The sequence below is a fragment of the Lentzea kristufekii genome (genome assembly GCF_033949925.1).
GTDB lineage: Bacteria > Actinomycetota > Actinomycetes > Mycobacteriales > Pseudonocardiaceae > Lentzea > Lentzea kristufekii.
The window spans coordinates 94,087-118,562 of record NZ_JAXAVV010000007.1 but is presented as its reverse complement, the minus strand read 5'-3'; the positions used below and the strand labels follow the sequence as shown (position 1 = coordinate 118,562).

The following is a 24,476-nucleotide window of genomic DNA, read 5'->3' as shown; positions in this document are numbered from 1 at the left end:
GGGTGCCACCGTGCTCGACGATCTCCAGACCCTGCCGTCCGCGGTCGACCGGGCCGTGCGCTCGGCACCGGACGCTCCCGCCGTCGAGTGCGACGGCTTGGTGCTCACCTATGCCGAGCTCGACGCTCGTGCCGGCCGCCTGGCCCGCGTCCTCGCGGACAGGGGCGCCGGACCGGAGGACGTGGTGGCCGTCGCGGTGCCGCGCTCGGCCGAGCTGGTCGTCGCGTTGCTGGCGATCGTCCGGGCGGGAGCGGCGTACCTGCCGCTCGACCCCGACTACCCGGCCGAGCGGACCGCGCACATGGTGGAGGTCGCGCGGCCGACGCTGACGCTCGGCCTCGCCGAGGTGGCGGAGTGGTCGCAGGTCGAGGCCGGTGGGCAGAGCGCTGTGGCGCCGTTGCCCGACCACCCCGCCTACGTCATGTTCACCTCGGGGACCACCAACAAACCCAAGGGCGTGGTGATCACCCACCGCGGCATCCTCCAGCGGATGGCCGACGTCCAGGCGCACTACGGCCTGGGGCCGGGCGACCGGGTGCTGCAGAAGACGCCGTCGGGGTTCGACCCGTCCGTCGTCGAGGTGTTCCTGACCCTGGCCGCCGGGGCGACGCTGGTGATGGCCCGCCCCGGTGGCCATCGGGATCCCGCCTACCTGGCCAGGACCGTGCGCGCCGAGCGGATCACGATGATCCGGTTCGTCGCGTCGATGATCCCGCTGTTCCTGGACGAGTACCTGCGGCACGGCGCCGACGGGCCGTTGCGGCTGGTGGCGTCGGAGGGCGAGGGACTGCCGATCGCGGTCGCGGACCGGTTCCGCGAGAGCCTGGACGTGGTGCTGTACAACGAGTACGGGCCGACCGAGGTGTCCGTCGGCGTCACGTGCCTGCCGTGCCGCGAGGTCGGGGGCAGCGGTCTCATGCCGATCGGCCGTCCCACTCCCGGGGCGGGGATCCGGGTGCTGGACGCGGAGTTGCGGCCGGTGCCGGCGGGTGAGGTCGGTGAGCTGTACCTGACCGGTGTCCAGCTCGCCCGCGGTTACCTCGGGCGGCCGGGGGAGACGTCGGTGCGGTTCGTCGCCGATCCCTTCGGGGCGCCGGGCGAGCGCATGTACCGCACCGGCGACCTGGGGCGGCTGCGGCCCGACGGGGACCTCGACTTCGCCGGGCGGACCGACGACCAGGTGAAGATCCGCGGCTTCCGGATCGAACCCGCCGAGGTGGCGGGCGTGGTCGCGGCGCACCCGCGGGTCGGGCAGGCGGCGGTGACCGTGCTGACGACACCGGCGGGCGAGAAGTCGCTGGTGGCGTACGCGGTGGCGGACGGACCTGCACCCACCGAGGCCGAGGTGCGTGAGCACTGCGCGTCGGTCCTCCCCGGTTACATGGTGCCCGCGGACGTGGTGTTCCTCGACGCGTTGCCGTTGACCCCCAACGGAAAGCTCGACCGGCGTGCGTTGCCCGTGCCGGTCAGGGAACGTGTCCCGCTGGGCGGCCCGCCGCGCACTCCGGCGGAGGAAGCCGTATGCGCGTTGTTCGCCGAGGTCCTGGGGGTCTCGCCGATCGGTGTGGACGACGACTTCTTCGCGCTGGGCGGGCATTCGCTCGCGGCGGCACGGCTGGTCGGTCGGCTGCGGGCGGTCGCGGGGATCGAGGTACCCGCACCGGCGGTGTTCGAGGCGTCCACGCCCGCGTTGCTGGCCGGGGTGATGGCGACGGCCGGCGCCGCCCGGTCCGGTCCGCTTCCGGTGCCCCAGCCCGCACGCCCGGCTCTCTCGGCCGCGCAACGGCGGATGTGGTTCGTGCAGCAGTCGGAACGCGGGCCCGCCTACAACGTGCCGATGGCGATGCGCCTGCGTGGCCCGCTGGACGTTTCCGCGCTGACCGCCGCGTTGGCCGATGTCGTGGCACGGCATGAGCCGTTGCGCACGATCTTCCCGACGTTCGAAGACGAGCCGTACCAGCAGGTGCTTGACGCGCCATCGCTTCAACTGTCCGCAGTGGACGGTCTGGTCTCGCGGCCGTTCGACCTGGAGACGGAGATCCCGATCCGGGCTGGTCTGGTCGTCGAAGGAGACGACGAGCACCTGCTGGTCCTGGTCGTGCACCACATCGCGGTGGACGGGTGGTCGATCACTCCGCTGTGGCGCGACCTGGCCCGGGCCTACGCCGCGAGGCTCGAAGGCCGCGCGCCGGACTGGGCTCCGCTGCCGGTGCGGTACCTGGACTTCACGAGCTGGCACCGCGACCTGCTGGCCGCGGACGGCGACCTGCTGGCGTTCTGGACGGCGGAACTCGCGGGCATGCCCGAGGAGATCGCGCTGCCCGCCGACCGGTCGGTCCGGTCGGCCGGTGTCCGTGCGGCGGGCGAGGTCGGGATCAGCCTCGACGCTTCGGTGCACGGCGCGTTGGTGAAGCTTGCCCGTGAGTCGAGGGCGACGGTGTTCATGGTGCTCCGCGCCGCGCTGGCCGGGCTGCTGTCGCGGCTCGGCGCGGGGGAGGACGTGCCGATCGGTGGGATCGTCGCCGGCCGCGAGGACGAGTCGCTGGCCGACCTGGTCGGGTGCTTCGTCAACACCGTCGTGCTGCGCACGGACCTGTCCGGGCAGCCCACGTTCCGGGAACTGCTGGCCAGGGTGCGGGAACAGGACGGTGCCGTGCACCTGCACGGCGAGCTGCCGTTCGACCGGCTGGTGGAGGAACTGAAACCGGCCCGCGCCCAGGGCCTGCACCCGTTGTGCCAGACGTTGCTGGTGCTCCAGCCGCCCGCGACCGCGCCGGACTTCCCCGGACTGTTTTGCACGGACGTGCCGCTCGAAGTGGGTGCCGCCAAGGCGGACCTGGTGTTCGACTTCGCCGAGGGCGACGGGCTGCGCGGCACGCTCAAGTACGCCACGGACCTGTTCGACGCGGCCACGGCCCAGGCGCTGGCCGGCCGGATGGTCCGCTTCCTCGAGACCGTCGCGCAGGCACCGGACACCCTCGTCGCGGACGTGGACCTGCTGTTGCCGGGCGAACGGGCGGTGGCCACCGCCGCACCCAAGCGTGCTTCCGCCACCCTGCACGGGCTGATCTCGCAGATCGCCGCCCGCACTCCGCACGCCACCGCGCTGGTCTGCGGCGGGTCCACAGTGGACTACGCCGAGCTGGACGACCGGGCGAACCACCTGGCGCACCAGCTCGTGGCCGAAGGCGTCCGCCGAGGCGATGTGGTCGGTGTCCGTCTGGAACGCGGCATCCCGTTGGTCGTGGCGATCCTGGCGGTGCTCAAGGCCGGAGCCGCCTACACGGTGCTCGACGTCGCCTTCCCCGCTGCCCGGCTGGAGGCCGTGACCGCGCTCGCGGGCGTTCGCACCGTCATCACGACCGTGCCGGACGGCACCTCGGACGCTCCGCCCGAGGTCGCGGTGACACCGGCGGACTCAGCGTGCGTCATGTTCACCTCCGGCTCGACCGGCCGCCCCAAGGGCGTGCTGACCTCGCACGGCGCGCTCACCGGCACGCTGACCGGCCAGGACTACGTCGAGTTCGGCGCGGACGAGGTGTGGTTGCAGTGCTCGCCGGTGTCGTGGGACGCGTTCGCGCTGGAACTGTTCGGCGCCTTGCTGTCCGGTGCGACGTGCGTGCTGCAACCCGGCCAGTCGCCGGAGCCGGAGCGGATCGCGGAGCTGATCGCCGCGCACGGCATCACGACGGTGCACGTCTCCGCGAGCCTGTTGAACTACATGCTGGACGAGCACCCGGACGCGTTCATCGGCGTGCGGCAGCTGATGACCGGCGGCGAGGCGGCGTCACCGGCGCACGTGCGGACGGCGTTGCGACGCCACCCGGACCTCCGCCTGGTCAACGGCTACTCGCCGGTCGAGAACACGATCTTCACGCTCTGCCACCGCATCACCGTCGAGGACACCGAGCGGCGCAGCGTCCCGGTCGGCCGCGTTCTGGCGGGCAAACAGGTGTACGTGCTGGACCGGTGGTTGCGGCCGGTGCCGCCGGGAACGCCCGGTGAGCTGTACATGGCCGGCGACAGGCTGGCGCACGGCTATCTCGGGCAGGGCGCGGCGACGGCTCAGCGGTTCGTCGCGAACCCCTTCGGCGGTGGACGGATGTACCGCACGGGCGACCTGGCGCGTCAGGACGCGGACGGCACCGTCGAGTTCCTGGGACGTGCGGACGACCAGGTGAAGATCCGCGGCTTCCGGGTGGAGCCGGGTGAGGTGCGCGCGGTGCTGGCCGGGCATCCGGACGTGCGGCAGGTCGAGGTCGTGGTGCGGGAGGACCGGCCGGGCGACAAGCGGCTCGTCGCGTACGTGGTCGGTGGCGCCCAAGGGCTTCGTGACCACGCCCGCGCCCGGTTGCCCGAGCACCTGGTGCCGTCGGCGTTCGTGGTGCTGGACGCCCTGCCGCGCACCGACACCGGCAAGCTCGACCGGCGGGCGCTCCCGGCACCCGACGCGGTGGTCGTGGAGGGCCGTGCCCCGCGCACCGCGAACGAACGCGCGTTGTGCTCGTTGTTCGCCGAAGTCCTCGGCGTGCCGTCGGTGTCGATCGACGACGACTTCTTCCGGCTGGGCGGCCACTCGCTGCTGGTGATGCGGCTGCTCGGCCGGATCCGCCGGGAACTGCACGCCGAACTGTCCGTCGCCACCGTGTTCGACGGACCCACCGTGGCCGATCTGGCCGACCGACTCGTACTCGCGAAGAAGGCCAGACCCGCTCTGCGGGCGCGGGCCCGGCAAAAGGAGACGTTGTGAGCCCCCTGTCCTTCGCCCAGCGCCGGCTGTGGCTGCTGCACCGGCTCGACCCGGCAGGCGCGCTCTACAACGCCACCTACACGCTGCGGCTGCGCGGCCCGCTCGACGTGCACGCGCTGGAGTCAGCGCTGGCCGACGTGGCCCTTCGGCACGAGACGTTGCGCACGGTGTTCCCGGACGTCGACGGCGAGCCGCACCAGCTGGTGCTGGACACCGTTCCGGCGCTTCGGAAGGAGTCCGGCGAGACGGGCCTGTGGGACGCGATGACCGAGGCGTCCGGGTACGACTTCGACCTGGCGGCCGAACACCCGTGGCGGCCCACGCTGTTCCGGGTGTCCGAACAGGACCACGTGCTGCTGTTCGTGATGCACCACATCGCCACGGACGGCTGGTCCTGGGGCCCGCTCACCCGTGATCTCGCCACCGCCTACGCCGCACGGCTGACGGGGGAGGCGCCGGAGTGGGAGCCGTTGCCCGTCCAGTACGCCGACTACACGGTGTGGCAGCAGGAGGTGCTGGGCTCGGCCGACGACCCGGACAGCGAGATGGCCGGTCAGCTGGCCTTCTGGCGCGACGCCCTCGCCGGACTGCCCGAGCAGGTCGTCCTGCCCACCGACCACCCCCGTCCGGCCGCGGCGACCCATCGCGGCGCGGCGGTGGAGATCTCGGTCGGCTCCGCGGTGCACCGCCGGCTCTCGGACCTGGCCGCAGAGACCGGCTCGACGCTGTTCATGGTGCTGCAGGCCGGTTTGACGGCGTTGCTGTCCCGTCTGGGCGCCGGCACGGACGTCCCGGTGGGCACGGCGGTGGCCGGCCGCACCGACGAGGCGCTGGACGACCTGGTCGGGTTCTTCGTGAACACCCTCGTGCTGCGCACCGACCTGACCGGTGACCCGACGCTGCGCGAGTTGCTCGGCCGGGTCCGCAAGACCGACCTCGCCGCCTACGCGCACCAGGACCTGCCGTTCGAGCGGCTGGTGGAGGAGCTCAACCCGGAACGCTCGCGATCGCGGCACCCCCTGTTCCAGACGATGCTCGTGCTGCAGAACGCCCCGGAGGACGCGCCGGAGTTCGCCGGTCTGACCGTCGAGACCGGTTCGGTCGAGCTGCACCCGGCCAAGTTCGACCTCACCGTCGACCTCGCCGAGACCGCGGACGGCGTGCGCGGCTGGCTCACCTACGCGCTGGACCTGTGGGACGAACCGTCGGCAACCCTGCTGGCACGCCGCTTCACGGCGTTGCTGGACACGTGGTCGGCGCAGCCGGACGTGCCGCTGTCGCGCGTCTGCACGCTCCTTGATGAGGAACGGGTCGCGCTGGCGCGGTGGAACGCCACCGACGTCGCCTACCCGCACGACCGCACGCTGGTCGAGTTGTTCGAGGAGCGGGTGGACACGGCCCCGGACTCCGTTGCTCTGGTGTTCGACGGCGTCGAGGTGTCGGCCGCGGAACTGGACGCTTCGGCGAACCAGGTCGCTCACCGGCTGATCTCCCGTGGCGTCGCGCGCGGTGACCTCGTGGGTGTGCTGGTGCGGCGTTCACCGGACTTCGTGGCCGCGATCCTCGGGGTGCTGAAAGCGGGTGCGGCGTACGTGCCGCTCGACCCCGGGCATCCGGACGACCGGATCGCGTCCGTGGCGGGACAGGCACGCCTGGACCTGGTGGTGACCGACGACCCGGGCCGCCTGGCCCGTGTGGCGATGCCGCTGGGAACGGGCGAGGAGTCCGCTTCGTGGCCGGGCGTCGCAGTGCCGGCCGGACCGGGCGACGAGCCCACCACGCGCCCCGCTGTGGCGATCACGGCTGAAGACGTGGCGTGCGTGCTGTTCACGTCCGGCTCCTCCGGCGTGCCCAAGGGCGCGATGTCCTCCCACCGGGCCACGGTCAGGACCTTCTTCGGGCAGTCCTATGTGGACTTCGGGGGCTCCTGGCTGCAGTCCGCCCCGGTCTCCTGGGACGGGCTGACCCTGGAGATGTGGCCGCCCCTGCTGCACGGCGGGACCTGCGTGCTCGCCCCGGGCCAGGTCCCCGATCCCGCGGTGATCGCACGGCTGGTGGCCGAGCACCGGATCACCACGCTCTGGATGTCGGCCGGGCTGTTCGCGGCCGTGCTGGACACCCACCCCGAGGTCTTCGGCGTCGTCCGGCAGGTGATGACCGGCGGCGAGAGTCCTTCGGTCGCGCACCTCGACCGCGTCGTGCGGGAGTTCCCGGACGTGCGACTGGTGCACGGTTACGGGCCGGTGGAGAGCATGGTGTTCGCCACCACCCACCAGATCACCGAGGTCGACGGGCCGGTGCCGGTCGGCGGGCCGATCGCGAACACCTCCGTGCACCTGCTGGACGGCGACCTCAACCCGGTGCCACCGGGTGTCGCGGCGGAGATCTACCTCGCGGGCGACGGGCTCGCGCACGGCTACCTGAACCGGGCCGCCACCACGGCCGAGAGGTTCGTGGCGTGTGTCAATGGCAGACGGATGTACCGCACGGGTGACGTCGGTCGGTGGCAGCCGGACGGGACCGTCGAGTTCCTGGGCCGCGCCGACGACCAGGTCAAGATCCGCGGTTACCGGGTCGAGCCCGGTGAGGTCGAGGCCGCGCTGCTGAGCCATCCCGGTGTCGACCGGGCGGCGGTCGAGGTGCGCGCGGACGGGAGCACCGGCAAACGACTGGTCGCCTACGTCGTCGGCAGTGCCGACGGCCTCCGGGAGCACCTGGCGGAACGGCTGCCCGACTACATGGTGCCGGCGGCCGTGGTGGTGCTCGACGCGTTCCCGTTGACGCCCAACGGAAAGCTCGACCGGCGTGCGTTGCCCGAGCCCGAGCGCGCCCAGACCGGCGGCCGGGCACCCCGGACCGCGCGGCAGGAGGTGCTCTGCGGGATCTTCGCGGACCTCCTCGGCGCGGACCGGGTCTCGCTGGACGACGACTTCTTCGCGCTGGGCGGGCATTCGCTGCTCGCGGCACGGCTGGTCGCGAAGGCGCGCACCGCGTTCGGCGTCGAGATGGCGTTGCGGGACGTGTTCGACCGGCCGACCCCGGCGGCGCTGGACGCGTTGCTCGACTCGCTCGGCAACGCGCGCCAGGCGGTGACGCCGAGGCCGCGCCCGGAACGGATGCCGCTGTCCCACGCGCAGCGCAGGCTGTGGCTGCTCGAAGACGTGCACGGCCCGAGCGCCGCCTACAACGTCCCGATCGCCCTGCGCCTCAACGGATCGCTCGACCGGGACGCACTGCGCGTCGCCCTGGTGGACCTCGTCACCCGCCACGAGCCGTTGCGCACGGTCTTCCCCGCTGTGGACGGCGAGCCGTACCAGGTCGTGCTGCCCGTGGAGGTCGACCTGGTCCCGCTGGACCCGGCGGCACTGGAGGAGAGCGCGACCCGGCCGTTCGACGTGCGGACCGAACCGCCGCTGCGGGCGTACCTCGCTGCGGAGGCGCCCGATCGGCACGTGCTGTTGCTGGTCCTGCACCACATCGCCGCCGACGGCTGGTCGGTCGCGCCGCTGCTGCGCGACCTGTCCACCGCGTACGCCGCACGTCGCAACAACACCGCGCCGCAGTGGAAAGCCCTGCCCGTCGAGTACGCCGACCACGTGCTGTGGCAGCACGACCAGGACTTCAGCGAACAACTGGGCCACTGGCGCACGGCGCTGGCCGGCCTCCCCGACGAGGCGAGTCCGCCCGCGGACCACCTGCGGCCCGCCGCTCCCAGCCACCGCGGCGGCCTGGTGACGGCGCACGTCCAGGCCGACGTGGCCGGGCTCGCGCGGTCCGGTCAGGCGACCCAGGCGATGGTCGTGCAGGCCGCGTTCGCCGCGCTGCTGTCCCGCCTCGGCGCGGGCACGGACGTCCCGGTGGGCGTGCCGGTCGCCGGACGGGGCGACGAGGCGCTGGACGACCTGGTCGGGCTCTTCGTCAACACGGTGGTGCTGCGCAACGACGTCTCGGGCGACCCGACGTTCCGCGAACTCCTCGACCGGGTGCGGGAGACCGGCCTGGCCGGCTACGCGAACGCCGACGTGCCGTTCGACCGGGTCGTCGAGGAGCTGAACCCCGTGCGCACCCTGGCCAGGCACCCGCTGTTCCAGGTGATGGTCGTGCTGCAGAACAACGCCGAGGCCGACGCCGAGTTCCCCGGTTGCGAGACCGAGCTCGTCGAAGTGGACCGGCACACGGCCAAGTTCGACCTCACGCTGACCCTGCACGAGACCGGCGACGGGCTGACCTGTCACCTGGAGTACGCGACCGACCTGTTCGAGGACCGCACCGCCACCGCGATCCTCGACCGCTACGTGCGGCTCCTCACCGCCGTGGCGGAGAACCCCGGCCTGCGACTGTCCGAAGTGGACCTGCTGACCCCGGGGGAGCGGCACAGGATCGCGGTCGAGTGGAACGACACCGGCGCCGTCGAGTCCGACGAGTGCCTGCACGAGATCTTCACCCGCCACGCGCTGCGGACACCGGACGCCACCGCGTTGATCCACGAGAACGGACGCACCACCTACGCCGAACTGGACGCGCACGCGAACCGTCTCGCCCGGCACATCGACGCCGACGCGGGTGCGCTCGTCGCGATCTGCCTGCCCAGGGGACCGGAACTCGTCGCGGCCGTGCTCGCGGTGCTCAAGCTGGGTGCGGCCTACCTGCTGCTCGACCCCGACCACCCGGCGGAGCGGCTGGCCGCGCTGGTGCGGCAGGCAGACCCCGCGCTGACGGTGGTGGGCGGCCCGGAACCCCTGCCCGGCCGGTTGGTCGACCTCCACGGCGCCGCCGGACTGAGCGCCGAACCGCTGAACCGCCGCGTGCGGCCGGACGCCGCGATGTGCGTGATGTTCACGTCGGGATCGACCGGCAGGCCGAAGGGCGTGCTGACCTCGCACCGCGCGATCGTCGCGACCCTCACCGGCCAGGACTACGTGGCGTTCGGCGCGGACGAGGTGTGGCTGCAGTGCGCACCTGTCTCCTGGGACGCGTTCGCGCTCGAACTGTTCGGCGCCCTGCTCTCGGGCGCGGCCTGCGTTCTTCAGCTCGGCCAGTCACCCGAACCCGCGCGGATCGTCGAGCTGATCGCGGCCCACGGCATCACGACCGTGCACCTGTCGGCGAGCCTGCTCAACTTCGTGCTGGACGAGTACCCGGCCGCGCTCCACGGCGTCCGCCAGGTGATGACCGGCGGTGAGGCCGCGTCGAAGGCGCACGTGCGGACGTTGCTGGAACGCCACCCGGACGTCCGGCTGGTCAACGGCTACTCGCCGCTCGAGAACACCATCTTCACCCTGTGCCACCGGATCCTGCCGCGCGACGCCGGACGCCGGAGCATCCCGGTCGGCCGCCCGCTCGCGGGCAAGCAGGTCTACGTGCTGGACGAGCACCTGCGGCTGGTCCCGCCGGGCACGCCCGGTGAGCTCTACATGGCCGGCACCGGTCTGGCGCACGGCTACCTCGGTCAGGGTGCCGCGACCGCCGAGAGGTTCGTCGCCTGTCCGTTCGGCGGCCGCATGTACCGCACCGGTGACCTGGTGCGGCAGGACGTGGACGGCACGGTCGAGTTCCTGGGACGTGCGGACGACCAGGTGAAGATCCGCGGGTTCCGGGTGGAACCCGCTGAGGTCGCGGCCGTGCTGAACGCCCACGAGGACGTCCGGCAGGCGGAGGTCGTGGTGCTCGACGGGCCGCGGCTGGTGGCCTACGTCGTGGGTGGCGCCGATCCCGTCGCGCTGCGCGGGTTCGCCGCGGCCAGACTGCCCGACCACCTGGTGCCGTCGGCCTTCGTGCTGCTCGGCGAACTGCCCCGCACCGCCAACGGCAAGCTCGACCGGGCCGCCCTGCCCGTTCCCGACATCACCACGTCCACCGGGGACGCCGCTCGCACGCCACGCCAGCAGATCCTCTGCGGCATCTTCGCCGGCTTGCTGGGCCTGCCCGAGGTGTCGCTGGACGACGACTTCTTCGCACTGGGCGGGCATTCGCTGCTGGCCGCCCGGCTGATCAGCAGGGTGCGCACGGTCCTGGGCGTGGAACTCGCGCTGCGCGAGGTCTTCCGCACGCCGACCGTGCGCGGTCTGGACGCCCGCGTCGACTCCCTCGCCGCGGCCAGGCCGTCCGTGCGCGCCGCCGAACGTCCCGACCGGCTTCCGCTGTCGGCCGCCCAGCGCCGGCTGTGGTTCCTGAACCGCATGCAGGGGCCGGGAACGACCTACCACGTGCCGCTCGCGCGCCGGCTGCGCGGACCGCTCGACACCACCGCACTGCACGCCGCGCTCGGTGACGTTCTCGCACGGCACGAGGTGCTGCGCACGGTGTTCCCCGACCGCGACGGCGTGCCCGAGCAGGTAGTCCTGCCCCACGCCGAGTGCGCGCTGGACATCACCAGATGCGATGAGAGCGAGCTGGACGCGCTGCTGGCCGCCGAGTCGGCGAGGCCGTTCGATCTCGCGACCGACCTTCCCCTCCGGGCCACGCTGTTCCGTCTGTCCGAAGAGGACAACGTTCTGCTGGTCGTGATGCACCACATCGTGACCGACGGCTGGTCGTGGGGACCGCTGCTGCGTGACCTCGGCACCGCCTACGACGCCCGCCGCGCCGGTGCTGAGCCCGACCTGCCGCCGTTGGAGGTCCAGTACGCGGACTACGCGCTGTGGCAGCAGGAACTCGACACCGACGCCCAGGCCGGGCACTGGCGGACGGCACTCGCCGGGCTGCCGGAGGAGATCGCGCTGCCCACCGACCGGCCGCGTCCGGAGACCCCGAGCCACCGCGGCGAGCAGCTGGCCGTGTCGCTCGACGCCGAGGCACACCGCAGGTTGCTGGCGATCGCCCGCGAGTGCGACGCGACGCTGTTCATGGTCGTGCAGGCCGCGCTGGCGCTGATGCTGTCCAGGCTGGGCGCGGGCACGGACGTCCCGCTGGGCACGGCGGTGGCCGGCCGCACCGACGAGGCGCTGGACGACCTGGTCGGGTTCTTCGTGAACACCCTGGTGCTGCGCACCGATCTCGCCGGTGACCCCACCTTCCGCGAGCTCGTCGGCCGGGTCCGGGAGACGGACCTGGCGGCGTACGCGAACCAGGACCTGCCGTTCGACCAGGTCGTCGAGGAACTGAACCCGGTCCGCTCGCCCGCACGGCACCCGCTGTTCCAGGTGTTCGTGACCGTCCAGCCCGCCACGCCCGCCGCCGAGCTGTCCGGAGTGGACGGTGAGCCGGTCGAGATCGCGGTGACGGCGGCCAAGTTCGACCTCGCGCTGATGCTGGCCGAGACCGTGGACGAGGACGGCCCTGCCGGGATCACCGGCACGCTGGAGTACGCGGCGGACCTCTTCGAACCCGCGACGGCCCGGGCGCTGATCGCGCGGTTCGAACGCGTCGCGACCGATCTCGACCCGGACGCGCGGGTGTCGAGGGTGGACGTGCTGTCCGCCGAGGAGCACGACCTGCTCGCCGAGTGGAACGACACCTCCGCCGACTACCCGCGTGACCGGTCGCTCGTGGACCTGTTCGAGGAACAGGCACAACGCCGCCCGGAGAGGGTCGCGCTGGTCTTCGGCGACGAACGGCTGACGTTCGCCGAGGTGGACGCATGGGCGAACCAGGTGGCGCACAAGGTGCTCGAACACGGCGTGGGCCGGGGCGACCTGGTCGGTGTTCTGGTCGAGCGGTCACCGGCGTTCGTCGTGGCACTGCTGGGAGTGCTGAAGACCGGGGCGGCCTACGTGCCGCTCGACCCGACGCACCCGGTGGCGCGCATCGTGGACGAGGCACGGCTCGACCTGGTGGTCAGCCACCCGTCCGTCGCCGGTCTGCTGCCGGACCACCTGGACGTGGTGCGGGTGGACGACGTGCACGGCGAATCCCCGACCAGGCCGGGATTCCCGGTCGGCGGGGACGACGTGGCGTGCGTGATGTTCACGTCCGGCTCGTCGGGCGTGCCGAAGGGTGTCGTCACGACGCACCGGGCGGCCGTGCGGATGTTCTTCGGCCAGCGTTTCGCCGAGACGGGCGGGGTCTGGTTGCAGGTGGCGCCCGTGGCGTGGGACGCGGCGGCGTACGAGCTGTGGCAGCCCCTGGTGCACGGCACCACGTGCGTGCTCGCACCGGGCCAGGTGCCCGATCCGGCGTTGATCGCCGAGCAGGTGTCGCGGTACGGCGTCGACAGGATGTTCCTGTCGGCCGGTCTGTTCGCCGCACTGGTGGACACCCGTCCCGAGGTCTTCTCCCAGCTCGCCGAGGTCTACACCGGCGGTGACTCCGCGTCGCTCGCCCATCTCGGTCTTGTGACGCGCGACTACCCGAACGTCCGGCTGGTGCACGCGTACGGGCCGGTCGAGAGCATGATCTTCGCGACCACGCACCAGATCACCGAGGTGACCGGGCCGGTCCCGATCGGGGCGCCGATCGCCCACACCACGGTGCACGTGCTGGACGGTGACCTCAACCCGGTGCCGCCCGGTGTCGCGGGGGAGATCTACGTCGGCGGCGACGGCCTCGCACTCGGGTACCTCGGCCGGCCGGGCGCGACCGCCGAACGGTTCGTCGCCTGCGCGGGCGGCCGCCTGTACCGGACCGGCGACCTGGGCCGGTGGCGCGCGGACGGCGCGATCGAGTTCCTCGGCCGCGCGGACAGCCAGGTCAAGATCCGCGGCTACCGGGTCGAGCCGGGGGAGGTCGAGGCGGCGCTGACCCGCCACGACCGCATCGCCCACTCGGTCGTGGTCGTGCGGGAGGAACCGGCGACCGGCAAGCGCCTCGTCGGCTACGTCGTACCGGCGGCCGGGTGCCAGGTCACCGCCGAGGAGGCCCGCGAGCACGTCGGCGCGCTGCTCCCGGCGTTCATGGTGCCCGCGGCGGTGGTGGTGCTGGACGCGCTCCCGCTGACGCAGAACGGCAAGGTCGACCGCCGGGCACTGCCCGCGCCGGTCGTGCAGGCCGGTGACGACGCACCGCGCAACGCCCGCCAGGAAGTGCTGTGCGGCATCTTCGCGGACCTGCTGGGCACGCCGAAGGTCGGTCTGCGCGACGACTTCTTCGCACTCGGCGGGCACTCGCTGCTCGCCGCGCGGCTGGTGGCCAGGATCCGAGCCGCGTTCGACACCGAGATCGGACTGCGCGAGGTGTTCGACGCGCCGACCGTGGCCGCGCTGGAGGCACGTCTGGACACCGGCCGCCGTGCCAGGGAACGGGTCGTGCCGGTCGAACGACCGGAGATGGTGCCGCTTTCGTCGGCGCAGCAACGGTTGTGGACGGTCGAACAGGTCCAGCAGCCCGGTGCCGCCTACCACGTCCCGATCGCTCTGCGACTGACCGGCGACCTCGACGTGACGGCACTGCGCGCGGCACTGGAGGACGTCGTGCACCGGCACGAGGCGTTGCGGACGGTGTTCCGTCAGCGCGACGGTGTGGTGTACCAGGAGGTCCTGCCGGCGGCGGTCGACTTCGCCGAGTCGCACGGCACCGTCGAGGAGGAGTCCCGCAGGCCGTTCGACCTCACCGCGAGCCCGCTGCGGGTACGGCTGATCCGTGCCGGCGAACGCGAACACGTGCTGCTGATCGTCGTGCACCACATCGCGGCCGACGGCTGGTCGATGCGACCGCTGCTGACCGGCCTCGCCGATGCCTACACGGCCCGCATCGGCGGCAACGCTCCACAGTGGACGCCGTTGCCGGTCCAGTACGCGGACTACACCCTGTGGCAGCAGCGGTTCCCGATCGACGACCAGCTCGCGCACTGGCGGCAGGCCCTCGCCGGCCTGCCGGAGGAGGCGACGCTGCCGGCCGACCGGCCCCGTCCCGCCCGGCCCGCCCACCAGGGCGACGTCGTGCCGTTCACCATCGGCGCGGACGTGCACCAGAGCCTCACGGCGGTGGCACGGGCCGCCGGTGCCACGTCGTTCATGGTGCTGCGCGCCGCGTTCGCCGCCCTGCTGTCCCGGCTGGGCGCGGGCACGGACGTCCCGCTCGGCACCCCGGTCGCGGGACGGGCCGACGAGGCGCTGGACGACCTGGTCGGGTTCTTCGTCAACACGCTCGTGCTGCGGACCGACCTCTCCGGTGACCCGACGTTCCTGGAACTGCTCGGCCGGGTCCGCGAGCACGACCTCGCCGCCTACGACCACCAGGACCTGCCGTTCGAACGGCTGGTGGAGGAGCTGAACCCGGCCCGCACCACGGCCAGGCACCCGCTGTTCCAGGTGATGGTCGTGCTGCAGAACAACGCCGAGGGCGAGCTGACGCTGCCGGGCCTGGAGGTGCGGACGCTGCCCGCGGCGACCGGGGCGGCGAAGTTCGACCTCACCCTCGGCCTGCGGGAGGCGTTCGCGCCGGACGGGACGGCGGCCGGCCTGACCGGTGAGCTGGAGTACGCGACCGAGCTCTACGACCGGGAGACGGCCGAGGCCGTGGTGACCCGGCTGGCCCGGTTGCTCAAGGCGGTCGCCGGGAACCCCGGCACTCCGCTGTCCACAGTGGACCTCCTGGGAGCGGACGAACTGCACGTCGTCACGGGGGAGTGGAACTGCTCCGGCGACAGCCCGCACCGGGACGCCACCCTGCCGGAGCTGATGACCGGACGGCCCGACGCCGTGGCGTTGATCGACGACCGCGAGGCCGTCACCTACGCCGAACTGCACGCTCGCGCGAACCGGCTCGCCAGGAGGCTGGCGGCACAGGGCGCCGAAGCCGGGGACACGATCGCGGTGTGCCTGCCGCGCGGCGTGGACCTCGCCGTCGCCATCCTCGCCGTGCTGAAGGCGGGTGCGGCGTACGTCCTGCTCGACCCCGACCACCCGGCCGACCGCCGGCAGGCGCTGCTCGACCAGGCCGGACCGGTGTTCGTGCTGGAGGACGTCGACGGCGGCCACTACTCCTCGGACGACTTCACCCGCGTGATCACCGCGGACAGCCCGGCGTGCGTCATGTTCACCTCGGGCTCCACGGGACGTCCCAAGGGCGTCGTCGTGTCGCACCGGGCGCTCGTCACCACGCTGACCGGCCAGGACTACGTCGGTTTCGCCGAGGACGCGGTCTGGCTGCAGTGCTCGCCGGTGTCCTGGGACGCGTTCGCGCTGGAGCTGTTCGGACCGCTGCTCTCCGGCGCCGCCTGCGTGCTGCAACCCGGCCAGACCCCGGAGCCGGCGCAGATCAAGCGCCTGGTCGACACGCACGGCGTCACCGCGCTGCACGTCTCGGCCAGCCTGCTCAACTTCCTGGTCGACGAGATGCCCGAGGTGTTCGACGGCGTCCGCGAGGTGATGACCGGCGGCGAACCCGCCTCCATCCCGCACCTGCGCACGCTGCTCGACCGGCACCCGTTCCTGCGGATCGTGAACGGCTACTCGCCGCTGGAGAACACCATCTTCACGCTCTGCCACGCGGTCGAGCCGCGGGACCTGGAACGGATCAGCGTGCCGGTCGGCCGCCCCGTGACGGGCAAGCGGGTGTTCGTGCTCGACCGATGGCTGCGTCCGGTGCCGCCGGGCACCCCCGGTGAGCTGTACATGGCCGGTGACGGCCTCGCGCACGGGTACCTGGGCCAGACTCCCGCCACCGCGCAACGGTTCGTCGCCAATCCGTACGGCGCGCCCGGCGAACGCATGTACCGCACCGGCGACCTGGTGCGCCAGGACCGCGAGGGCGTGGTGCACTTCCTCGGCCGCGCCGACGACCAGGTCAAGATCCGCGGCTTCCGGGTGGAACCCGGCGAGGTGCGCGCGGTGCTCGCCCGTCATCCGGGCGTGCGGCAGGCCGAGGTCGTCGTCCGCGAGGACAGTCCCGGCGACAAGCGGCTCGTCGCGTACGTCGTCGGCCGTGCCGAAGGCGTGCGGGAGTTCGCCGCGAAGCACCTGCCCGACTACCTCGTGCCGGCCGCGGTCGTGGCGCTGGAGTCGTTGCCGCGCACGCCCAACGGGAAGCTCGACCGCGCCGCACTGCCCGTCCCGGACGTGCGACGGGTCGCGGGCCGGGCGCCGCAGACCCCGCACGAGGAACTGCTCTGCGGCCTGTTCGCCGAGCTGCTGAACGCGCCCGAGGTGACCGTCGACGACGACTTCTTCGCGTTGGGCGGCCATTCGATCCTGGTGATGCGCCTGGTCAGCCGGGTCAGGTCGGTCTTCGGCGCGGAACTGGGCGTGCGGACCGTGTTCGAGAACCCGACGGTCGCGGGCCTGGCCGCCCACCTGCCGGCGGCCGCCCGTCCCGCCCCACGGCCCGTGCTGCGGGCCCGTCCGAGGTCCAAGGAGACGTTGTGATCCCCCTGTCGTTCGCCCAGCAACGGCTGTGGTTCCTCGATCGGCACGAGGGAACCGGCGCCGCCTACAACATCCCGCTCGCACTCCGGCTGCACGGAACGCTGGACACAGAAGCACTTGAGCTCGCACTCACCGACGTCGTCGGACGGCACGAGGCGTTGCGCACCACGTTCCCCAGCCGTGACGGCGAGCCGTACCAGGAGATCCTGGACGACGCGAAGGTCGTGCTCGCCGTGCTCGAACCGGGCGATCCGGCCGTCGTGCTGGGCCGCGCGGCGCGGGAGGCGTTCGACCTCGCCGCCGACCCGCCGTTCCGGGCGCACCTGCTCGAGCAGGGGCCGGAAGACCACGTGCTGTTGCTGGTGATGCACCACATCGTCAGCGACGGCTGGTCGCTCGGACCGTTGCTGCGCGACCTCACCACCGCCTGCACCGCACGGCTGGCGGGCAAGGCGCCGGACTGGGAGCCGTTGCCCGTGCAGTACGCCGACTACACGTTGTGGCAGCAGGACGTCCTCGGCTCGGCCGACGATCCGGGCAGTGTGCTCAGCGCCCAGCTGGCGCACTGGAAGGCGAAGCTGGCCGGTCTGGCGGAGGAGATCCCGCTGCCGGTCGACCGGCAGCGCGACGGCGACACCGGCACCGCGGGCGCCGCCGTGACCACGCTGCTCGACGCCCGCACCGCGCGCGGACTTGCCGTGCTCGCCGAGGAGTCCGGCGCGACGCTGTTCATGGTCGCCCAGGCCGCGTTCGCCGCGTTGCTGGCCCGCAGCGGCTCCGGCGAGGACGTCCCGATCGGCACGGTCGTGACCGGCCGCGGCGAGGAGGCGCTGGAGGACCTGGTCGGGTTCTTCGTCAACACGCTGGTGCTGCGGGTGGACGTGTCCGGTGACCCTTCGTTCCGCGGGCTGCTGGCCAGGGTCCGCGAGGAGTCGCTGGACGCCTACGGGCACCAGGACCTGCCGTTCGACCGCCTGGTGGAGGAGCTGAACCCGGTGCGGGCACCGGGCAGGCACCCGCTGTTCCAGGTCATGGTGCTCGCCGACACCGGCGACGACTCGAACGGGCTCGCCCTGCCCGGCCTCACCGCCACCGCCGAGCCGATCGGGCCCGGCGCGGCGAAGTTCGACCTCACCCTGTCGCTGCGCGAGGGGCGGGACGGGGTGGCGTGCTCGCTGGAGTACCTGACCGGCCTGTTCGACGACGCGACCGCCGAGATGCTGCTGGAGCGGCTGGTCCGGCTGCTGGACCAGGCCGCGGCCGACCCGGACCGGCCGTTGTGGGACCTGGACGTGCTGTCCGCGGAGGAACGCGCCGCGGTGCTCGCCACCACGGAGCCGCCGGCGACCGCCGCCACGGTGCACGAGCTGTTCGCACGCCAGGCCGCTCGCACCCCGCACGCCGTCGCGCTCGTGTCGGGCGACACCGAGATCACCTACGCGCGGCTGAGCGCCGAGGCCGACAATCTCGCCGGTTTCCTTATCTCACAGGGGATCCGGCGTGGGGACGTCGTGGGTGTCCACATCGGACGCGGCGTGGAGATGGCGACCGCGTTGCTGGCCGTCCTCAAGGCGGGCGCGGCCTACTGCGTGCTCGACGTCGACTTCCCGCCCGCACGGCTGGCGTCGATGGTCGCGTCCCTGCCGGTGCGGCTCGTCCTGACCGACCGCCCGTTCGACGTGGACCTGCCCGTGGTCGCGCTCGACTACGTCCGGCCGATGCCCTTCACAGCAACGGAAACCGGTCCTGACGACCTGGCGTGCGTCATGTTCACCTCGGGCTCCACCGGTGCCGCGAAGGCCGCCGGCACCCCGCACCGCGCGCTGACCGGCACGCTCGTCGGCCAGCGGTACGCGGGGTTCGGCCCCGGCGAGGTGTGGCTGCAGTGCGCCTCCGTGTCGTGGGACGCCTTCGCCACCCAGCTGTTCGGTCCGTTGCTGGCCGGCGGCACGTCGGTGCTGTACCCCGGTCAACGGCCGGAGCCCGCGGTCATCGCACGGCTCGTGGTGCGCCACGGCGTGACGGTGCTGGACGCGTCCGCCAGCCTGTTCAACCACCTCTGGGACACCAGCCCGGAGATCTTCACCGGACTGCACTGGGCGTTGACCGGTGGTGAAGCCGCCTCGGCCGGGCACGTGCGCGCGGTGCTGGCCGCCGTACCGGGCATCGGCGTGGTCAACGGCTACGGGCCCGTCGAGAGCATGGGCTTCACCACCTCGTTCACCGTGCCGCCGGGCTGGGACGGCACGGCGGTGCCGATCGGTTCCCCGTTGGCGGGCAAGGTCGCGGTCGTGCTCGACCACCGGCTGGCGCCCGTGCCGACCGGTGCGGTGGGGGAGTTGTACGTCGGCGGAGAGGGCCTCGCGCACGGCTACCTCGGCCGGCCGGGACTGACCGCCGAACGGTTCGTCGCCTCGCCGTTCACCGCCGGGGCACGGCTGTACCGGACCGGCGACCTGGTCCGCCGCCGCGCCGACGGCACGCTGACCTACCTGGGCCGCGCCGACGACCAGGTGAAGATCCGCGGGTTCCGGGTCGAGCCCGCGGAGATCGAGGCGGTGCTGACCGCGCATCCGGACGTGACGGCCGCGGCCGTGGTGGCACGCGAGGACGGCCCCGGCGGCAAACGGCTCGTCGCCTACGTCGTCGGTGACGCCGACCCGAAGCGCCTGCGGGAACACCTGGTGGAGCGGCTGCCGGAGCACATGGTGCCCGCCGCCTTCGTCGCGCTCGACGCGTTCCCCCTGACGCCCAACGGAAAGCTGGACCGCCGCGCGTTGCCCGCGCCCTCGTACGCCGTCGGCGGCAGCCAGCCGCGCACGCCCCGGCAGGAGATCCTGTGCGGGCTGTTCGCCAAGGTGCTCGGGCTCGAGGCGGTCGGGCTCGACGACGGGTTCTTCGACCTCGGCGGGCACTCGCTGCTCGCGGCGCGACTGCTCGCCTCCATCCGCACGGTGTTCGGCGTCGAGCTGGGCATCCGCGTGCTGTTCCGCGACCCCACGCCACGCGGTCTCGACGGTCACCTGGACACCACGGCGCCGATGCGCACCGCGCCCCGCCCGGAACACCGGCCGGAACGGGTGCCGCTGTCGTCCGCCCAACTGGGTGTGCGGCTCGCGATGGAGGTGGCCGACCACGCCTACACCGCGCCCCATGCGTTGCGGCTGCACGGCGATCTGGACCTGGCGGCCCTGCGGACGGCGTTGCTCGACGTCGTCGAACGGCACGAGGCCCTGCGGACGGTGTTCCCCGAGGACGCCGCCGGATGGCACCAGGTCGTGCTGCCGGCGGACGAGCTGGTGTTCGAGGTCGGGGACTGCGCCGAGGCCGAGCTGGAAGGCACCTTGGCCGCGCTGGTGGCGCGCCCGTTCGACCTCGCCGCCGACATCCCGCTGCGGGTGCACGTGCTGCGCATCGGCGAGCGTGACCACGTGTTGTTGCTGGCGCTGCACCACATCGCCACGGACGGCTGGTCGACCGGCGTGCTGCTGCGCGACCTCGCCGAGGCGTACCGGGCTCGTATCACCGGCGTGGCACCGGACTGGCGGCCGCTGCCGATCCAGTACCCGGACCACAGCCTGCGGCAGGAGCTGTCCGACGAGTCGCTCGAGTTCTGGGCCGAGACGCTGAACGGTGTCCCGGACGAGCTGCGCCTGCCGGTGGACCGGCCACGTCCGGTGGTGTCCAGCAACGTCGGCGACGAGGTCCGTGCGCACATCGACGCTGGCACGCACGGTGCGCTGGTCGCGTTGGCACGGGCCAACCACGCGACGGTGTTCATGGCGTTGCACGCCGCCGTGGCGACACTGCTGACCAAGCTCGGCGCGGGCACCGACGTCGTGGTCGGCACCGTGGTCGCCGGCCGCGGCCCGGAGGACCTCGACGACCTGGTCGGCCTGTTCGTCAACACGCTCGCGCTGCGGGTGGACCTGTCCGGTGACCCGGACTTCACCACGGTCCTGCAGCGCGTGCGCGAGGCCGACCTGGCCGCCTACTCCCACCAGGACGCGCCGTTCGACCGCGTTGTGGAGCGGGTCAACCCGGAGCGTTCCAGCACCAGGCACCCGCTGTTCCAGGTGTCGCTGGCACTGCAGGACGGGGTGGACGGCGTCGAGGACGACGCGCTGGGCCTGCCCGGCCTGGACGTGCACACCCTCCGCACGACGACCGGCGGGGCGAAGCTCGACCTGTCGCTGGGATTCGGGCAGACCCCCGACGGACTGGAGGTGTGCCTGGAGTACGCCGTCGACCTGTGGGACCGCGCCACCGCCGAGAACCTGCTGACCCGGCTGGTCCGTCTCGTCGAGACGCTCGTCGCCGACCCCTCGGCACCGCTGAGCCGGATCGACGTGCTGACCGCGAACGAGCGGGAAGCCGTTCTGCGGCAATGGAACGACACGTCCGCCGACCACGATCTCGACCGGCCCGTGCACGCGCTGATCGCGGAGGTCGCCGCGCGCACGCCCGGCGCACCGGCGGTCGTCGCCCACGACGGCACGCTCACCTACCGCGAGCTGGACGAACGGGCCAACCGGCTGGCGCACCACCTGATCACACTCGGCGCGGGCCGCGGCACCGTCGTCGGGGTCTGCACGGACCGGGACACCAGCAGCATCGTGGCGTTGCTGGCCGTGCTCAGGACCGGCGCGGCCTATCTGCCGGTCGATCCCACCTACCCGGCGGAGCGGCTGGTCTACATGCTGGCCGACGCGGACGCGCCGGTCGTGGTGACCCAGCACGCGCTGGCGCACCTGGTCGCGTCCAGCGACGCGGCGAAGGTGCTGCTGGACGGGGAGATCCCTGGAAGTCCGGTGGCGTCGGCGCGCCTGGGCGATGCGGCGAAGGTGCTGCAGGGTGGGGAGATCCCTGGAAGTCCGGTGGCGTCGGCGCGCCTGGGCGATGCGGCGAAGGTGCTGCAGGGTGGGGAGATCCCTGGAAGTCCGGTGGCGTCAGCGCGCCTGGGCGATGCGGCGAAGGTGCCGCCGTACGGAGAGATCCTCGCCTACCCGGTGACGCCGCCCGTCGTGCACGTGCACCCGCGCGACGCCGCGTACGTCATCTACACCTCCGGCTCCACCGGCCGTCCCAAGGGCGTGGTGGTCGAACACCGCGCGCTCGCCAACCAGACGGCCTGGCTGGTGCCCGCGCTCGGGCTCGTGCCGTCCGACCGGTCCAGCCACCTGTCCGCGCAGGGCTTCGACGCGGCGGTCGCGGAGATCTGGCCGACGCTCGTGTCCGGCGCCGCCCTGCACCTGCCGTCGCAGCAGGTGCTGGAGGACACCGAGGCGCTCGCCGAGTGGATCGCGGAGAGCGCGATCACGGTGTCCTCACTGGCCACCCCGCGACTGGAGGCCATGCTCGACGAGCCGGCGCTCGCCGCGTCCTCGGTGCGCGTCCTGCACACCGGAGGCGACGTGCTGCGCCGTCGTCCGCCCGCCGGCATGCCGTTCGAGCTGTACAACACCTACGGCCCAACGGAATGCACGGTGAACTCGACGTGCGGCCCGGTGCCGCCTGGCGCGGACGTGGACCTGCCGCCGATCGGCACGCCGATCGACAACTACGTCGCTCTAGTGCTGGACGAGCACCTGCGGCCCGTGCCGCCCGGTGTGGTCGGCGAGCTGTACGTCGCGGGCGCGGGCCTCGCGCGCGGTTACCTGGGCGCCCCCGGCCTGACCGCGACCCGGTTCGTGGCCTCGCCCACCGGCGGGCGGATGTACCGGACGGGCGACCTCGTGCGCTGGCTCCCGGACGGGCGGCTCGCGTTCCACGGCCGCGCCGACCAGCAGGTGCAGATCCGCGGCCTGCGCATCGAGACCGGCGAGATCGAGGCGGCGCTGTGCGCCCTGCCGGAGGTCGCCCAGGCGGCCGTGATCGTGCGCGACGACCGGCTGGTCGCGTACCTCGTCGCGCCGGACGGGATCGACCCGGCGGCGGTGCGGCGCCGGCTCGGCGAGTTCCTGCCCCGCTACATGGTGCCCGAGGCGTTCGTCGTGCTGCCCGCGTTGCCGTTGACCCCCAACGAGAAACTCGACCGGCGAGCCCTGCCCGCACCGGAGGTCGTGACCGCGGAGGCCCGCCCACCAGCGACGGCCCTGGAAGCGACGCTCTGCGCGTTGTTCGCCGAGGTGCTCGGCCGGGCGTCGGTCGGGCCGGACGACGGTTTCTTCGACCTCGGCGGCCACTCGCTGCTGGCGGCCAAGCTCGTCTCCCGGATCCGGGCGGAACTGGGCGTGCGCCCGGAACTGCGCCTGCTGTTCGACGCCCCGACCCCGGCCGCCCTGGCCGAACGGCTCGGCACGTCGGCCGCCGGTGATCCGCTGGGCGTGCTGATCCCGTTGCGCGCCAACGGGGATCTCGCACCGGTGTTCTGCATCCACCCCGGCGCCGGCATCGGCTGGGAGTACTTCGGCCTGCTGCCGCACCTCGACCCGCGCCGCCCGGTGTACGCCCTGCAGGCGCGCGGCCTGACCGACCCGTCCTCGATGCCCGCGAGCCTCGCCGAGATGGCCGCCGACTACCTGGACCTGGTCCGCACCGTCCAGCCGGACGGCCCGTACCACCTGCTCGGCTGGTCGTTCGGCGCGGTCGTCGCGCACGAGATGGCGACCCTCCTGTCCCCGTCCGACGTCGGCCTGCTGGCCCTGCTGGACGGCTATCCCGAGACCGAGGAACACCCGCCGGTGTCACCGGACGACCCGGACCTGCTCACCCCGTTGCTGCTGTCCCTCGGCTACGAGCTCGACCGGCCCGTCCGCGACCGCGCCGAGTTCGACGAGGCCATCCGCGACCAGGCCGGCCCGCTCGCGGGCTTCGGCGGGGCCGCGCTGCCCGAGGTGTTCGCGGCGAACGTCAACCTCCACAACCGCCACAGGCCGTCACTCCTGGCCGCGGGCGCGCACGTGTTCGAGGCCACGCAGGGCAAATCCCCGGCCGACCCCACCCCGGACACGTGGCTGCCGCACTTCACCGGCCGCGTCGAGGTCCACCGCGTCCACAGCACCCACGGCGGCCTGACCGCCCCGGAACCACTGGCGTCCATCGGCGCCGTCCTGTCCACCCACCTCTCCAGCGAGGAGCCCCGCTCATGACCGCCACCCTGAACACCACCCACGTCACCTCCGTCCACCGCTACTACGAGCTCGTCGACGCAGGCGACGTCACGGGCCTGGTGAACATGTTCAGCCCCGACGCCACCTACCGCCGCCCCGGCTACGCCCCGATGGTCGGGCACCAGGAGATGACCGCGTTCTACGGCGGCGCCCGCGTGATCCGCGAAGGCCATCACACCGTCGACAAGGTGGTGGAGGGCGAGGACGAGGTCGCGGTCTACGGCACGTTCGCCGGCGTGCTGCACGACGGCAGCGACGTGAACCTGAGGTTCTCCGACTTCTTCGAGTTCACCGACGACGGCCACTTCGCCCGCCGGGACACGTTCTTCTTCGCCCCGCTGGTCTGACGCCTGCGGCCCGCCGGTGAACCAC

4 protein-coding genes are annotated in these 24,476 nt (G+C 72.7%); all 4 read left to right on the top strand.

Features of this window, described 5'->3' with window-relative positions; all coding sequences use genetic code 11:
* Positions 1–10 precede the first annotated feature (10 nt).
* The 4 genes from SK571_RS16365 to SK571_RS16350 are packed head-to-tail and all read left to right on the top strand — an operon-like array spanning position 11 to position 24,451.
* Positions 11–4,750, top strand: a complete 4,740-nt coding sequence (locus tag SK571_RS16365) for a non-ribosomal peptide synthetase (protein ID WP_319984938.1) — start codon at positions 11–13, stop codon at positions 4,748–4,750.
* A complete protein-coding gene (locus SK571_RS16360) occupies positions 4,747–16,992 on the top strand; it encodes a non-ribosomal peptide synthetase (protein WP_319984937.1) in 12,246 nt (4,081 codons plus the stop codon). Before SK571_RS16365 ends, SK571_RS16360 begins: the two co-directional genes overlap by 4 nt.
* Positions 16,989–24,083: a non-ribosomal peptide synthetase gene (locus SK571_RS16355; RefSeq protein WP_319984936.1), complete on the top strand. Its 7,095-nt coding sequence runs from the start codon at positions 16,989–16,991 to the stop codon at positions 24,081–24,083. The genes SK571_RS16360 and SK571_RS16355 overlap by 4 nt, the downstream gene beginning before the upstream one ends.
* A complete protein-coding gene (locus SK571_RS16350) occupies positions 24,080–24,451 on the top strand; it encodes a nuclear transport factor 2 family protein (protein WP_319984935.1) in 372 nt (123 codons plus the stop codon). Before SK571_RS16355 ends, SK571_RS16350 begins: the two co-directional genes overlap by 4 nt.
* The last annotated feature ends 25 nt before the right edge of the window (positions 24,452–24,476 follow it).